The sequence below is a fragment of the Chryseobacterium sp. genome (assembly GCF_029240215.1).
In the GTDB taxonomy this organism is placed as follows: Bacteria; Bacteroidota; Bacteroidia; order Flavobacteriales; family Weeksellaceae; genus Chryseobacterium.
This window is the reverse complement of record NZ_JARBTK010000002.1, coordinates 463,531-479,101: the sequence shown is the minus strand read 5'-3', so window position 1 is coordinate 479,101 and position 15,571 is coordinate 463,531. Positions and strand designations below refer to the sequence as shown.

Here is a 15,571-nt window from a genome sequence, read left to right as displayed (position 1 = left end):
ATCAATCGAATTATTCATTAAAATTTTAATGAAACGTTTTTTAATTAATCTAAATTTTAAACAATGAAATCATATACTACCAGGATATTTCTTGGCCTATTCCTCTTATTTACACAATTTATCTTTGCTCAAACTTTAAATAAAAGCCAGTTTCAAGTGAAAGGAAACTGTGAGATGTGCAAAGAAAGAATAGAAACCACAGCATTAAAAGCAGGAGCTTCTGCAGCAAGATATTCGATCGACAATCAAACACTCACATTAGAAACTACGGGAAATATTTCTACAGATGATATTCTGAAAAAAGTAGCAGATGCCGGTCATGACAATGAAAAGTTTAAAACTTCTGACGAAACGTACGAAAAACTTCTAAGCTGTTGTCATTATGAAAGAGATGCTGAGACAATTGTTTCTGCAACAGAAAATCACGATCATTTTAAAGCAGAAAATGAATTTTTTGTGAAAGGAAACTGTGAATCTTGCAAAGCCAGAATAGAAAAAGCAGCAAAAGATGCAGGAGCCAATTCGGCAAACTGGAATTCTGAAACTCAGATCGTTTCTTTAAATTTTGACAATTCAAAAACCTCAGCAGATAAAATTCTGAAAAAAATTGCTGATGTAGGTCATGATAACGAAAAGTACAAAACTTCCGATTCTGTCTATAAAAAACTCCCTGGTTGTTGTCTTTATGATAGAGAAATTCCTTTAGGACAAAAAGGATCAGAAGTGCATTCTGATGAAAATAGTAAAGAAGCTGATCATCAAAATCATATTGAAGAAACCAAAAAAGAAAGCGATAACGAAAAGAATATTGAAGAAGTAAAAGTAACTGCTTCAAAAGCGGCAACTTCAATCAGTAAAAAAGATGCCGGTTTGGTTTTTAATATCGATTCAAAAGAATTATTAAAAGCAGCATGTTGCAATTTATCTGAAAGTTTTGAAACCAACGCAACTGTTGATGTATCATTCAGCAATGCTGTCACGGGAACAAAGCAATTGAAAATGTTGGGTTTAGACCAAAAATACACGAGTTTAACCAAAGAACTTTTACCTGAGATCAGAGGAATCGCTTCTGCATATGGTTTAAATCTTATTCCGGGACGTTGGATTGAAAGCATTCAATTGACAAAAGGCGGAAGTACAGTTACAAACGGCTACGAAAGTATAACAGGACAAATCAATACAGAATTGATAAAAAGTTCTGATAAACCTAAAACTTCTTTAAATTTATTTTCAGATTTCAACGGAAGAGCCGAAGCAAATATTACACACGTTGCCCCAATCAATGATCATTGGACGCAAACATTTTTACTTCATGGAAACGGTACTTTCGGAAATACAGATATGAATGATGACGGTTTTCTCGACAGACCAAAAGGTTCTCAAATCAACGCAGCTTATTTGTTGAATTTTAACGACTTAGAAAAATCAGGTTTCGGTTCGCACTTTGGAATTAATTTCGTAAAAGATGAAAGAACTGCAGGACAAACTTCTTTCAATAAACAAATAGATCAGGAAGATCAGACAGATTATGGTGTTGGAATTGACATTTCAAGATTTCAGATCTGGAACAAAACTGGTTACGTTTTCAAAGGAAAACCTTATCAGAGTTTGGGTTGGATGAATCAATATGTCTATCATCAGCAAGACAGCTTTTTCGGTTTGAGAAATTATTCCGGAAAGCAACACACATATTATTCAAATTTAATATTTGAAAGCATCATCGGAAATACCAATCATAAATATAAAACCGGAGCGAGCTTTTTGTACGATGTTTATGATGAAAATTATTTATTGGATAACTTTAAAAGAAACGAAATCGTTCCCGGAATTTTTGCAGAATATACTCTGACAGGTTTGAAATACACTTTGGTTGCAGGTGCAAGAGCCGATTTCCATAATTTGGCTGGAACCCAATTTACACCGAGATTGAATTTTAAATATGATTTTACTCCGCAAACGATTTTGAGATTATCGGCTGGAAGAGGTTTCAGAACCGCTTCCGTTTTTGCTGAAAACCAACAGTATTTTGCATCCAACAGAAACATTCAGATTCTTCAGAACGGAGGAGATATTTATGGTTTGAAACCGGAAATAGCATGGAATTACGGTGCAAGTTTGCAACAGGAATTCAAATTATTCGGAAGAAAATCGAGTTTAATGGCAGATTTTTTCAGAACAGATTTTCAGGATCAGGTTTTGGTAGATCTTGACAGATCACCTCAACAATTGACTTTTTATAATTTAGAAGGGAAATCTTTTGCAAACAGTTTTCAGACACAATGGGATTTTACTCCTTTCAAAAACTTTGATGTAAGATTGGCTTACAAATATTACGATGTACAGGCTGATTATCTGGGCGAAAGAAGAGAAGTTCCGTTTATGGCGAAGCACAGAGGTTTTGTCAACTTAGCTTATTCTACAAACAAAAGTACAAAAGGAGCTTTCTGGAGTTTTGACACTACCTTAAATGTTGTCGGAAAGCAGAGACTTCCAAACACTTCAAGCAATCCTGAAGAGTTTCAGATTCCCACATATTCAGAATCTTATGCGGTTTTGAATGCACAGATTTCAAGAAATTTCAACCAGAAAATCAGAGCTTATTTTGGTGGTGAAAACCTGACTTCTTACACTCAGAAAAATGCGATTGTAGATTTCAAAAATCCTTTTGGAAATTATTTTGACGGAGGAATGGTGTATGCCCCAATCATGAAAGCCAATTTCTATGTAGGACTGGATGTAACTTTCTAGTTTGAAAGCTATAGAATATCGATTTTTTTTAAAATTAATTCATTTCAAAAATAAAATTCGAGGCATGATGTCAATAATTTAATCTTATTGCATCATGCTTTTTTTGTATCTTTCAATTAAAGAAAATGCATGAGTTTGCAGAACTTATTTTTTGAAGACGATTATAAAAAATTTGGTTTCGGACATTTCTCACAAAACAATTTTGAAAGTGTGGAACGTATAAAATCACAACCATACATTAAAGTATTGTACTTGCCTGCCGGATATGAACTGACCGTAGATTTTAATCATTACAAAACGGAATCTCCAAGTCTTTTTTTTATTACTTATCAACTTCTTGATATCAAAAAAGGAAGTACAAATAAGGCATCTCTTCTTTACTACAACAGAGATTTTTATTGTATTCAAATCCATGATAAAGAAGTTGCCTGCGATGGATTGCTTTTTCACAACGTATTTGAAAATCCAAAAGTTGAGCTTAATGATTCGGAAAACAAGATCATCAAGAGCTTATTTGACAATATTAAAGATGAGCTGCAGTCTAAAGATTCTTCTTCTGAAGAAATGATCAGAACCTATCTGAAACAAATAATCATTCGTGCCACCAGAAAATGGAAAGCTCAGAATATACAAACAAAAAATCTGATGATAAACCATCATGAAGTAGATATTTTCAGGGATTTTAGTCGTTATCTGGAAATTCATTACAGAGAAAAGCATCATGTCTCTGACTATGCAGAAATGCTTCATATTGCCCCCAAAACATTAACACATAAGTTTAAAAATCTAAATCTGGAATCACCCAACCAATACATCATCAATAGGATTCTGCTAGAAGCAAAAAGACTTCTTTTTTATACCGAAAAAACAGTGAAAGAGATTGGTTATGATTTGGGTTACGAAGATCCTGCGTATTTCAACAGACTTTTCACACAGAAAGTTGGGAGCACACCGATTAATTTTAAGAAAAATTATTCATCGGGAAAAAAGTACAACATTTAATGCTTTTAATCTATTTATTTAAGAACTTACACTCCATATCTTTGTATCATCAAAAAGCAATTAATATTTAACATTAAAAAATTCAAACATTATGAAACGTAACGCAACAGCCGTTTGGAACGGTACCGTAAAAGAAGGAAAAGGTCATTTGACAACTCAAAGCACAACTTTAAATCAAACTCAATATTCTTTCAGCAGTCGTTTTGAGGATGGTGTAGGAACAAATCCTGAAGAATTATTGGCAGCAGCTCATGCAGGTTGTTTTACCATGAAACTGAGCGCAGAACTTTCTCAGGCTGGTTTTACTCCAGAAGAACTGACCACAAAATCAGTAATCACTTTAGACCCAAGCATCGGAAAAATTACAAAATCTGAATTGACTTTAACAGCAAAAGTTCCGGGAATTTCAGAAGAAGATTTTCAAAAGTATGCGAAAATTGCTGAAGAAGGTTGTCCGGTAAGTGCGGCCTTCAATTTTGAGATTACTTTAAATGCTACTTTAGCTTAAAATTCGTAAGAAACATTTACCAAAAAGTAAACCCAACTTTCTCATTCCGGAGGAATCCAAACTAATTTTTTAGAGATTGAATTTAAAATCTTTGCATAGATTACTACGGAATGACAGATTGAATGTATAAGTTATAAAATAATAAAGTCTGAGAATAATTTTAAACTCAGACTTTATTTTAAAATAAAATATACCGATTGGTATATTTTTATTATATTTGCAGAACATTTATCGTAAAATGTCTAAAGCAGAAAAGACAAAACAGTTCATTATCGAAAAAACAGCAGCCTTGTTCAACAGCAAAGGTTACACGAGGACATCATTATCTGACATTTCTGAGGCTACAGGTTTGACGAAAGGAAGCATTTACGGTAATTTCGAGAACAGAGATGAATTAGCCATTGAAGTTTATAAATTCAATTCCGGTCTGCTTGGAAAAAATTTGTTGAGATCTTTCGGCGATGAATTTCCAACTTTATTGGACAAACTTTATGCATTTGTTGCTTTTTACAGAAAAAACTGGCATTTCGTTTTTGCAAATGGAGGCTGCCCAATCATGAATGCAGCCACAGAATCTGACGATACTTTTCCGGATCTCAAAAAACAGGTGGCTATTTCTTTCGAAAACTGGAAGAAAACGGTATCAAAAATCATTGCAAAAGGTCAGGAAAGTGGCGAATTTAATAAAAAAATTAATGCGGAAGAATATGCATCGCTCTTCATCATGCTGATTGAAGGCGGCATTTTGCTTTCAAAAACTACAGACGATGAAAAATATCTCAATCTGGCTTTAGACAGAGTTTTATCAATCATCGATCGTGAAATAAAAATTCCATCATAAATATTACCATGGATAAACTTGCAAAATTACAATCGTTCATCGGGAAAGAATTTACAGAATCTCCCTCTCCTTTTATGCGCTGGCTCAATCCGATTGTGATCTCGGCTGAAGAAGGACAGATAGAATTTCAGTATAAAGTAAGAGCAGAATGGCTTAATCCTATGGGAAATCTTCACGGAGGTGTAACCGCAGCGATTGTGGATGATATTATTGGCGCTACGATGTTTTCTTTAAACGAAAGATCATTCATCACAACGATTAATAATGCGATCGATTATTTCTCAACCGCAAAAGAAAACGATGACATTATTGCTGAAACGAAAGTGCTTAAAAGAGGAAAGCAATTTGTAAATGCACAATGTGAAATCTGGAATGCAGATAAAAGTCGTCTGATTGCTAGAGGATCTTCTAATTTATTTAAAATCAATAATTAAACATAAAAATCACCATTTACTTTTGGCATGATTATGTTAAACTTTAATAAAGAATAAAATCTATATATGAAAAGAGTTGTCATCACGGGAATGGGTGCAGTTACACCTTTGGGAAACAATGTCGAAGATTTTTGGCAAAACAGCATCAACGGAAAAAGCGGAGCTGATCTGATCACGCATTTTGATACTGAAAAATTTAAGGTTCATTTTGCCTGTGAAGTGAAAAACTTTGATCCGAAAGTTCATCTTACCCACAACGAAATAAAAAGAAGTGACCTTTTCACTCAATACGCATTATACTCATCTGCAGAAGCAATTCAGGACTCCGGATTGGAGTTTGACAAAATGGATCCGTTTGACACAGGCGTTATCTGGGGAACCGGACAAGGTGGAATGTGGACTTTTGAGCATGAAGTAATGGAATTTGCAAAAGGTGAAGGCAATCCTCGTTTCAATCCTTTTTTCGTTCCTAAATTTATTGCAAACATGGCATCAGGAATGATCTCTATGAAGTTTGGTCTTCAGGGAATCAACTATACAACCGTTTCTGCATGTGCCACAGGAAACACGGCAATCATGGATGCTTTCAATTATATCCGTCTTGGTAAAGCCAAAGTAATTATCAGCGGTGGTTCTGAAGCAGCCATTACACCGGCTTCGGTTGGCGGATTTTCTGTAATGAAAGCAATGTCTACAAGAAATGATGACTTTGCAACAGCAAGTCGTCCATACGATGCAGACAGAGACGGTTTTGTAATGGGAGAAGGTGCAGGATCTTTGGTTCTTGAAGAATATGAACATGCAAAAGCCCGTGGCGCAAAAATATATGCAGAATTGGTTGGAGCAGCAATGACAGCCGATGCATATCACATGACAGCACCTCATCCCGACGGAGCAGGAGCTATAAAAGCGATGCAACTTGCTTTGGAAGAAGCAGGAGCAAATGCAGAAGATATCAATTATATCAATCCTCATGCAACCTCTACTCCACTTGGAGATTTGATTGAGTTGAATGCCATCAACAAAATCTTTAAAGGAAATACCAATCTTGACATCAGTGCTACCAAATCAATGACTGGACATTTATTGGGAGCAGCGGGAGCAGCAGAAGCGATTATTTCAATAAAAGCGATTCAGACAGGAATCATTCCTCCAACGATTAATAATCATCATGTGGATGAGAGAATTCCGAGAGACATTAATATTGTTTTTAATGAAGCTAAAGAAAAGAATATCAATTTTGCTTTGAGCAATGCTTTCGGTTTTGGAGGGCATAATGCGACTTTGGTTTTCAAAAAGTTTAAATAAATTCCTGCCAGAGAAAACAACATAAAAAGCAGTCTAATATTAGACTGCTTTTTATGTTGTTTAATAAGATTATTCAATTAAATCTCATCTGAAACAAATATATCTTTAGAATTCTCATCCATAGGAATGTATAATCTTTCCCATCCCTGATCATCTTCCATTTCCCAACTGTGCCCTACTCCTTCAGTATCTTCCGCTAAAAGAATGATTCCGGGTTTAATAAGAAATGTAGAACCATCACTGACTTTAAATCTAACATTTCCTTTTAAAGTCACCACATATTGTTTTCTTGGAGCTGGATGAACATCTTCTTCCCAATCTTCTGTATGTTTACTTATCCAAAAAGATGAAGTATTGATTGATTTTAAAGTAGGCAACTTACCCTTTTCAAAGGTACTGCTTCCGTCAGGATTACTTTTTAATCGCACAGCTACTATAAAATCAGAATTCTTCATTTACTTTTTTAATATCAATTATGCTTTTAACCATTCCGAAGAAGAAAGATAATTCTGGTCCGGATAATAAATGAAAAGACAATTCTTTCCTTTTATGGTGTTGATAATTGGCTCCGTCAAAGCTCTGGGAATTGCAGGACAACCCCAGCTTCTTCCGATTCTTTTGTGTACCGTTGCAAATTCTTCACTCACATAATCTGCTCCATGCATCACAACTGCTCTTTTATAAGCAGCATCATTAAAACCTTTGTCCATTCCTAAAAGTTTTAAAGAATATCCGTTATCACCATTATACGTTGACTCAGTAATATAAAATCCCATGCTGCTTTGAAGCGAACTTTCTGTATTTGAAAAGTTGGTGGCAAATTCTTCGCCTGTATTTTTTCCGTGGGCAACAAGTGAATTGAATAAAACTTTCTTTTCCTGAGTATCAATCACCCAAAGTCTTTTTGTATTGGAAGATAAAGAGAAATCGCAGATCGTTAATAAATGCGCTTCTTGTCCTAATTTTCCTGCTTTTTTGAGATTTTCAAATCCTAATAAAGCTTTTGCAAATACATCAAATTGAAGTTTGTTGGTATTTTCGAATGATATTGATTGATAAAGTTCTTCGGAAGAACTCAGGCTATTTGTATTTTTTTCTGATTTTGTTTCAACTAATGTTTCTATTTTTTTTGTGTTTTTAATCTCTTTATTATCAGTCTTGTCAGGTGAAAGATAAAATGAGGTTGAGATTAAATACACAATACCTAATAAGCTATAAAATCCTTTCATTAATATTATGTTAAATTAAATTTGCGGGTACAAAATTATAAAAACATAACTGTCAATCCGTGAAATCACGGAAAGTTTAACTGAATTTAAGAAAGTTTAACTTAATGATTATCTGATAATAAGCTTTTATTTTTGTGAATCAGGAACAAATTCTAAACTTACAGAATTCATACAATAACGTGTTCCGGTCGGAGCAGGACCGTCATTGAAAACATGCCCTAAATGAGAATCACAACGTTTGCAGACTACTTCAATTCTTTCCATTCCGTGAGAAGAATCTCTGTTGTAAGCAGTACCTTGTTTATCAGCCTCAAAGAAACTTGGCCATCCGCAAGTTGATGAAAATTTAGAGTCTGATCTGAATAAGTGATTGCCACAAACTGCACAATAATATTCTCCCAATTCGTCAAACTCATTATACTTTCCGGTAAAAGGTCTTTCTGTGGCGGCTTCTCTTGCGATTGCATAAAGATCCGGCGGAAGAATCCTTTTCCATTCAGCATTTGAAACATTCAGTTTCGTACGGTCTGTTCTTGAATAATATGGATTGTTTTTTGCTTCTGTATTTTCCATAGGAGTAATTTTGACGGATTTTTGAGTCTGCGAACACATCTGCAGAAAGGTTAATAAAAATATTGAAACCAAAAATTTCATGATCGTTTGATTTTAGAATAGAAATGCAAATTTTAATCCGAATTTTTATTTAGTCAATCTTTATTTCAGTTTCCATGACCAAATTTACTAAATTTGAGAATATGAATGATGAACTAAAAAGAAAACAGCTCAATAAATACAAAGCATTTGCCACCGGACTTTTCGTTTTGATGGCAGTCATTTTTGTTGTAACAACGCTTCTTCAGAAAAACCATAATTCTCATTGGATAGGTTATGTGCGTGCTTTCTCTGAAGCAGCAATGGTCGGAGCTTTGGCAGATTGGTTTGCCGTAACAGCTCTTTTCCGGCATCCTCTTGGACTTCCGATTCCGCATACGAATCTGATTGAGAACAGCAAACAGAAATTAGGTGACAATTTGGGAAGTTTTGTAGTTTCAAATTTTCTTTCACCTGAAACAATCCGTCCTTATATTCAGAAAATAAAAATCTCAAATTTCGTTGGGGAATGGCTTTCAAAAGAAAGAAATCAGGACGTTTTAATTAAAAATCTTTCTGATATAGTTTTAGACATTCTTAACAAGCTTGATGATTCTGAAGTCAGCCATTTTATCAGCAAAAAGGTGAGTGAAATGACTGATACCATACAACTTAACCAGATTCTTGGAAACGGAATTATCTATCTTTTAGACAAAAATGATCATCAGAAAATTGTAACCAATCTCTCAAAACAGATCAAAGAATATCTCATCGAAAATGATAGCATGATTCAGGAAAGGGTGAAAAAAGGAAGTTATTCTTTTATCCCTTCGTTTATTGACAATAAAATTGCTGAGAAAATAGCAAGCGGGCTTTCAGATTTCTTCCGTGAAGTAGAGGAAGATACCAATCACGAAATCAGAGCTTTAATCACAAAAAAGATTTACGAATTTTCTAATGACTTAAAAGAAGATCCGAAATGGAATGATGAATTCAAGTCTATTAAAAACGACTTTCTGAAAAATGATAAATTAGATGAATATTCAAATGACATCTGGCTTTCCATTAAAAAAACACTCGGCGAAGAGCTACAGGAAAATGAATCTTCATTAAAAAAATACATTTCTAAAAATCTGAATGAGTTTTCTGAAAATTTAAAAACCGACGAAAAACTTCAGAATAAAATTGACAATTGGGTAAGAGTTACTGCTTATAAATATATCCTCAAAAACACACATCAAGCCGGAAACCTCATCAGCTCGACCGTCGGAAACTGGCAAGGTAAAGAATTAAGCGAAAAGCTTGAATTAGAGGTGGGTAAAGACCTGCAATTCATCCGTGTGAACGGAACTTTGGTTGGTGGTTTGGTGGGATTGATTATTTATACAATTTCGCATTTTTTCCTCTAAAATGCATACCGAATCTAAACTTTCTTTCAACCCTTTCAGCGTTTTAAACGCTGAAAGGGTTTATAAATATTCAAATTAAAAATTATTTTCTTGGCAATCTACTTGCTCTTGTGAGAAGTTCCTGATTAATATCGTTGATCAGCTGTGGCCCTTCATAAATAAATCCAGTATACAGTTGAACCAAACTCGCACCTGCATTAAGTTTTTCGATTGCATCTTTTGCAGAATGAATTCCGCCAACTCCGATGATTGGGAAAGCTCTGTTGCTTTTATCAGAAAGATATTTGATCATTTTTGTGCTTCGTTCACGAATTGGTTTTCCGCTTAAACCACCGTTTCCAATTTCTTCTAAAACTTCAGGAGATGTTTTTAAGCCTTCTCTATTAACTGATGTATTTGAAACGACTATTCCGTCGATTTTTGTATCTGCAATCAGTTCAATGATTTCATCTAGTTGCTGATTGTTCAAATCCGGAGCAATCTTTAGTAAAATTGGTTTTTGTGTTGGTTTGGTCTGATTGATTTTCTTCACTTCAGTGATCAATTCTCTCAGATATTCTACATCTTCTAATTTTGCGTGGCTTCCAACGTTTGGACAACTCACATTTAACACAAAATAATCTACATAAGGATGGAGTCCTTCGAAACAATCCAGATAATCCTGAGTATAATTTTCCGGAGTTGTATTGGTATTTTTTCCGATGTTTCCACCGATGATGATTTTGCCTTTGTTATCTTTCAGCTTTTCAATCGCAGCTTCCAAACCGTCGTTGTTGAAACCCATTCTGTTGATGATTCCGCCATCTTCGATTAAACGGAAAAGTCTTTTCTTAGGATTTCCAGCTTGTGCTTTTGGAGTAACCGTACCAATTTCTACAAACCCAAATCCTAAATCGCCTAATTCGTTGAATAACACTGCATTTTTATCGAAACCTGCTGCTAAACCAACCGGATTTTTAAATTTTAATCCGAAAACTTCTCTTTCAAGACGCTTGTCAACAATTGGTTTTGGTAAGAATAATTTGGTAAGAAATCTAAAATTTTTAAGCATTGAAAAAGTAAAATGATGTACTTCTTCAGGATCAAACTTAAAAAGAATCGGGCGAATCAGCGATTTGTACATTGAAAAAAAGTTTTACAAAAATACTCAATTTAAAATTAATGAATTCTTGATATGTGATAATTTATTTAAATGAAGATTATTGTCGGTTTTGACCTTAAAGATTATACGGATGTTTTGCACGAATAGACACAGAGTTTGCCATTGACTTCATCGAATCTTCGATTTCCGGGGGAACCTAAACTCGGATCTTTCCATAAAATCTCTAATACTACGCATAGATCCTTTCAGGATGACAAACATTATGGTAAAAAATAGCTAAGAATACAAACTTAAATCAAAACTTAAAATAGCTCCTACTCTTTTGAACTCATCATCGATAGTGGCATTTACCGTAATTCTTTCATTAGAAATGGGATGATTAAAAATTAACTGATGAGCGTGAAGCGTCATTTTTGTGATACCAAATGTCTGAAGCCATAACTTGTTCTGTTTATTGCAACCGTGTTTACGACAGCCTAAAATCGGATGCAAAATATGTTTAAAATGTTTTCTTAACTGATGAAATCGTCCCGTTTCAGGAATCGCTTCTACCAGACAATATCTCGAAGTTTGATGCTTTAAAAAAGGCAAATCTATTTCCGAAATCTGCAAACGATGATAATAAGTGATTGCATTCTGTTTTATTTCGTCTTCGTTAATCAAATCATAATCAATTGTTTCCTCTTCTTTCGTCCATCCTCGAAGAATCGCAATGTATTTCTTTTTGACTTTTCGTGATGCAAACTGAGCGCTCATGATTTTCAAAGTTTCTTTATCTAAAGTGAACAGCAGAACACCCGAAGTTTTACGGTCTAAGCGATGTACCGGAAAAACTTTTTGTCCAATCTGCTTTCTCAACTCCTGAATAGCGTAAGTATCCGCCTCTCCGGAATAAAAAGATTTATGAACCAATAATCCGCTTGGTTTATTGATGGCAATAAGATGCTCGTCACGATAAAGAATTTCTAACATTTGGCAAAAGTAGGAAAACCCTGTTCACCAGAAAAGATTGTGATTAAAGTTCACGTTTAAATGTATAATGAAACAAATACGTTCCCATATGTTCTCTACTTTCGACACCCACCAATTCCCAGCCATCCATACCATACTGATTTAATGTTTTGTCCATTTCAACTGGATCGTATTCTACAGTCCAAAAGCTAACTTTAGGCTTTATCACAACAGTTTTGTATTCAAATTTTTTTTTCATATTAAATTTTAAGTTTAATGACAATTAATATTGAACGTTAAAACTACTCATAAAAATGAAAAATAAATATCATCTCTCCTTAAAAAATTATCTTTTTGGGGGGAATTTCATCTTATTGAAATTCAAAATGCAAAACCTGGTTTACCAATGGTTTTTAGGCGGACTTTCTTCAATAGCCCTGATTGCAGCGACATCCTTTTTCTTAATGGGCTTGAAAAAAGCGATAGCGAAAAAGATACAGCGGAAAGCAGGTTCCCGGCTCCCAATAATTTCATTGTTAAAAACTTCCATCTTCCTACATTTTCACTATTTTTGCACATCAGACGTAAAAAAATTATGGCAAAGCAAGAAGATGTTTTCAAGAAAGTGATTTCTCACGCTAAAGAATATGGTTTTATTTTCCCTTCGAGTGAGATCTATGACGGTTTATCCGCTGTTTATGATTATGGACAGAACGGTGCAGAACTGAAAAATAATATTAAACAATATTGGTGGAAAGCAATGGTACAGCTTAACGAAAATATTGTGGGTATTGATTCAGCAATTCTGATGCACCCTACAACTTGGAAAGCTTCGGGCCACGTTGATGCTTTTAATGATCCTTTGATTGACAATAAAGATTCTAAAAAACGTTTCAGAGCAGATGTTTTGGTGGAAGACTATTGTGCAAAAATTGAGGATAAAGAAAATAAAGAAATTGAAAAAGCAGCAAAAAGATTCGGAGAATCTTTCGATAAAGCTCAGTTTGAAGCGACAAATCCTAAAATATTAGAATACAGAGCAAAAAGAACAGAAATTCTTTCAAGATTGGCAAAATCTTTAGAAAATGAAGATTTGGCAGACGTAAAATCTTTAATTGAAGAGCTGGAAATTGCTGATCCCGATACAGGCTCAAGAAACTGGACGGAAGTAAGACAATTCAACTTAATGTTCGGAACTAAGCTGGGTGCTTCTGCAGATTCTGCGATGGATCTTTATTTAAGACCAGAAACAGCTCAGGGAATTTTTGTCAATTTTCTGAATGTACAGAAAACTTCTCGTCACAGACTTCCTTTTGGTATTGCCCAAATCGGAAAAGCATTTAGAAATGAGATCGTTGCAAGACAGTTCATTTTCAGAATGCGTGAATTCGAACAAATGGAAATGCAATTCTTCGTTGCTCCGGGAACAGAACTTGAATTCTACGAACAGTGGAAGCAAAAACGTCTGAACTGGCATTTGGCTCTTGGTTTAGGAAACGAAAATTACAGATTCCATGATCATGAGAAATTGGCGCATTATGCAAATGCTGCAGCTGATATTGAGTTTAATTTTCCGTTCGGATTTAAAGAATTGGAAGGTATTCACTCGAGAACAGATTTCGATTTGAAAGCGCATGAGAAACATTCTGGTAGAAAATTACAGTTTTTCGATCCTGAAAGAAACGAAAATTATGTTCCGTATGTTGTAGAAACTTCTGTAGGTTTAGACAGATTATTCCTTTCAATTTTCTCTCATTGTTTAAGAGATGAAGTTCTGGAAGACGGTTCGGAAAGAACTGTTTTATCTTTACCACCGGCTTTAGCACCAATTAAAGCTGCTATTCTTCCTTTAATGAAGAGAGACGGTTTAGCAGAATATGCAGAAAATATCTTCAACGATCTGAAATATGATTTCAATTTATTCTACGAAGAAAAAGATGCCATCGGAAAACGTTACAGAAGACAGGACGCAATCGGAACACCATATTGTATCACAGTAGATCACGATTCTCTTACAGATCACACCGTTACGATCAGAGACAGAGACACGATGCAGCAGGAAAGAGTTCCGGTTTCTGAACTGAGACGAATTATTGATGAGAAAACAAACTTCAGAAATTTACTTTCTAAAATATAAAATTTTTAATTAAATATCTAAATCCCGACATTTTAAGTTCGGGATTTTTTATTTTTGTTGAATTGTAAAAAGTAAGAGGCTCAATATTCCATTAGTCATGAAAAAAATATTATCTACAGTTGTCGCAGGAACCTCAGCAATAGCTGCCGTAATTTATCTTTCTGGATATGGATATATTTTTAAGGCAATAGGAATTAATTTAAAAAAAGGTCCTGTAACTCCTTCTATTGATGATGAGGAAAAATTCCCTTCTCATCCCGTTCCTAATCTGCATCCGAAACCGTGGGAAAAAGATGAAAAATACAATACCGGAATACTTTCGGAAAGCGTTTTAAAAAATCTAAAAAAAACACGTGCTTCATCACTGATCATAGTACATGACAGCAAACTTGTACATGAGCAATATTGGAAAGATCATGACTCATCTTCATTAATGAATTCTTTTTCGATGGCTAAAGGAATTCTTTCAATTTTGGTCGGTTGCGCTATTGATGATGGCTACCTGCAATCTGAAGATCAACTGATCTCTTCTATATTTCCGCAATATAAAAACAGTCGTTATGGAAAATTTCTGACAGTTCGCCATCTTATGACAATGCAGGCAGGATTGGATTGGGAAGAAGAATATCGTCATCCTTTTGCACCCAATTCTAAACAATATTTTATTGACGATCTGGCAGACCAAGCTTTCAATGTAGATGTAAAAAAAATGCCCGGAGAAACATATGAATACCAAAGTGTTGCTCCACAGCTTTTAGGTCTCGCTTTGAGAAAAGCAATTGGTAAACAGCTCTCAGCTTATCTTTCAGAAAAGCTTTGGAAGCCTCTTGATATGGAATTTCCTGCTAAATGGAGTACCGATAAAAAAGGAATGGAAAAGACCTTCTGTTGCATTCATGCGAGTCCTAGAGATTTTGCGAAAATCGGGCAGCTTCTCATGCAAAATGGCAATTGGGAAGGAAAACAACTTATCAGTAAAGAATACTGCAAAAAACTGCTTACTCCTACAAAAGCTAACGATGCATTCTGTTTTACAATATGGTCAGATGACGAAAACGAGATTAAACATAGATTTTTCTATGGGTTTTTAGGTCAGTTTGTTATTATGGTACCGGAAAAGAAAATGGTAATCGTGAAAACAGGTTTTTACAACCGACTCGAAGTTGATAAAAAACTAAGACCTCTTCAGGTAAAATTTCTGGTTGACGAGCTTAGCAAGATGATATAGTCTAATTCAGGTATTTTTCTATTTTTGTTGTGTTATTTTACGTTCTAGTTCGTGGGAATCATAGATTCTAAATGGTTGTCGTT

General features: G+C 34.6%; 16 protein-coding genes. 10 read left to right on the top strand and 6 right to left on the bottom strand.

The window, feature by feature from the left end:
• Positions 1-63: 63 nt before the first annotated feature.
• From K0R77_RS06230 to fabF, 6 genes are all read left to right on the top strand, one after another.
• On the top strand, positions 64-2,748 hold the full coding sequence (locus tag K0R77_RS06230) for a TonB-dependent receptor (RefSeq protein WP_300349949.1): 2,685 nt from the start codon (positions 64-66) through the stop codon (positions 2,746-2,748).
• 129 nt (positions 2,749-2,877) lie between these two features.
• Positions 2,878-3,750, top strand: coding sequence for an AraC family transcriptional regulator (locus K0R77_RS06225; protein WP_300349946.1), 873 nt, complete (start codon positions 2,878-2,880; stop codon positions 3,748-3,750).
• A 91-nt stretch (positions 3,751-3,841) separates the two neighbouring features.
• On the top strand, positions 3,842-4,258 hold the full coding sequence (locus K0R77_RS06220) for an OsmC family protein (RefSeq protein WP_047443176.1): 417 nt from the start codon (positions 3,842-3,844) through the stop codon (positions 4,256-4,258).
• A 238-nt stretch (positions 4,259-4,496) separates the two neighbouring features.
• Complete coding sequence (locus K0R77_RS06215; RefSeq protein WP_300349940.1) at positions 4,497-5,099, top strand: TetR/AcrR family transcriptional regulator; 603 nt, start codon at positions 4,497-4,499, stop codon at positions 5,097-5,099.
• 8 nt (positions 5,100-5,107) lie between these two features.
• Positions 5,108-5,533, top strand: a complete 426-nt coding sequence (locus K0R77_RS06210; protein WP_300349938.1) for a PaaI family thioesterase — start codon at positions 5,108-5,110, stop codon at positions 5,531-5,533.
• Between the two features lie 66 nt (positions 5,534-5,599).
• A complete protein-coding gene (gene fabF / locus K0R77_RS06205) occupies positions 5,600-6,841 on the top strand; it encodes a beta-ketoacyl-ACP synthase II (protein ID WP_300349936.1) in 1,242 nt (413 codons plus the stop codon).
• A 77-nt stretch (positions 6,842-6,918) separates the two neighbouring features.
• On the opposite strand, the gene K0R77_RS06200 is transcribed toward fabF, so the two are convergent.
• From K0R77_RS06200 to msrB, 3 genes are all read right to left on the bottom strand, one after another.
• Positions 6,919-7,296, bottom strand: a complete 378-nt coding sequence (locus K0R77_RS06200) for a hypothetical protein (protein ID WP_300349933.1) — start codon at positions 7,294-7,296, stop codon at positions 6,919-6,921.
• 18 nt (positions 7,297-7,314) lie between these two features.
• On the bottom strand, positions 7,315-8,070 hold the full coding sequence (locus tag K0R77_RS06195) for a murein L,D-transpeptidase catalytic domain family protein (protein ID WP_300349930.1): 756 nt from the start codon (positions 8,068-8,070) through the stop codon (positions 7,315-7,317).
• A gap of 126 nt (positions 8,071-8,196) precedes the next feature.
• A complete protein-coding gene (gene msrB, locus K0R77_RS06190; RefSeq protein ID WP_300350443.1) occupies positions 8,197-8,682 on the bottom strand; it encodes a peptide-methionine (R)-S-oxide reductase MsrB in 486 nt (161 codons plus the stop codon).
• A gap of 143 nt (positions 8,683-8,825) precedes the next feature.
• On the opposite strand from msrB, the gene K0R77_RS06185 reads away from it, so the two are divergent.
• Positions 8,826-10,070 (top strand): DUF445 domain-containing protein, encoded by a 1,245-nt coding sequence (locus K0R77_RS06185; protein WP_300349928.1) that lies wholly within the window; start codon positions 8,826-8,828, stop codon positions 10,068-10,070.
• Between the two features lie 82 nt (positions 10,071-10,152).
• Here K0R77_RS06185 and K0R77_RS06180 read toward each other — a convergent pair whose 3' ends face one another.
• From K0R77_RS06180 to K0R77_RS06170, 3 genes are all read right to left on the bottom strand, one after another.
• A complete protein-coding gene (locus tag K0R77_RS06180; protein ID WP_300349925.1) occupies positions 10,153-11,193 on the bottom strand; it encodes a quinone-dependent dihydroorotate dehydrogenase in 1,041 nt (346 codons plus the stop codon).
• Positions 11,194-11,448: 255 nt separating this feature from the next.
• A complete protein-coding gene (locus K0R77_RS06175; protein ID WP_300349922.1) occupies positions 11,449-12,144 on the bottom strand; it encodes a pseudouridine synthase in 696 nt (231 codons plus the stop codon).
• A 43-nt stretch (positions 12,145-12,187) separates the two neighbouring features.
• Complete coding sequence (locus K0R77_RS06170; protein ID WP_300349919.1) at positions 12,188-12,382, bottom strand: DUF4177 domain-containing protein; 195 nt, start codon at positions 12,380-12,382, stop codon at positions 12,188-12,190.
• Positions 12,383-12,437: 55 nt separating this feature from the next.
• Here K0R77_RS06170 and K0R77_RS06165 point away from each other — a divergent pair, with 55 nt between their 5' ends.
• The 3 genes from K0R77_RS06165 (at position 12,438) to K0R77_RS06155 (ending at position 15,488) form a co-directional block, all read left to right on the top strand.
• The gene (locus K0R77_RS06165; RefSeq protein WP_300349917.1) at positions 12,438-12,752 is read left to right on the top strand and encodes a hypothetical protein; all 315 of its coding nucleotides are present in this window, start codon (positions 12,438-12,440) and stop codon (positions 12,750-12,752) included.
• On the top strand, positions 12,719-14,260 hold the full coding sequence (locus K0R77_RS06160) for a glycine--tRNA ligase (RefSeq protein ID WP_300349914.1): 1,542 nt from the start codon (positions 12,719-12,721) through the stop codon (positions 14,258-14,260). The genes K0R77_RS06165 and K0R77_RS06160 overlap by 34 nt, the downstream gene beginning before the upstream one ends.
• Before the next feature lie 97 nt (positions 14,261-14,357).
• Positions 14,358-15,488, top strand: a complete 1,131-nt coding sequence (locus K0R77_RS06155; RefSeq protein WP_300349912.1) for a serine hydrolase — start codon at positions 14,358-14,360, stop codon at positions 15,486-15,488.
• The last annotated feature ends 83 nt before the right edge of the window (positions 15,489-15,571 follow it).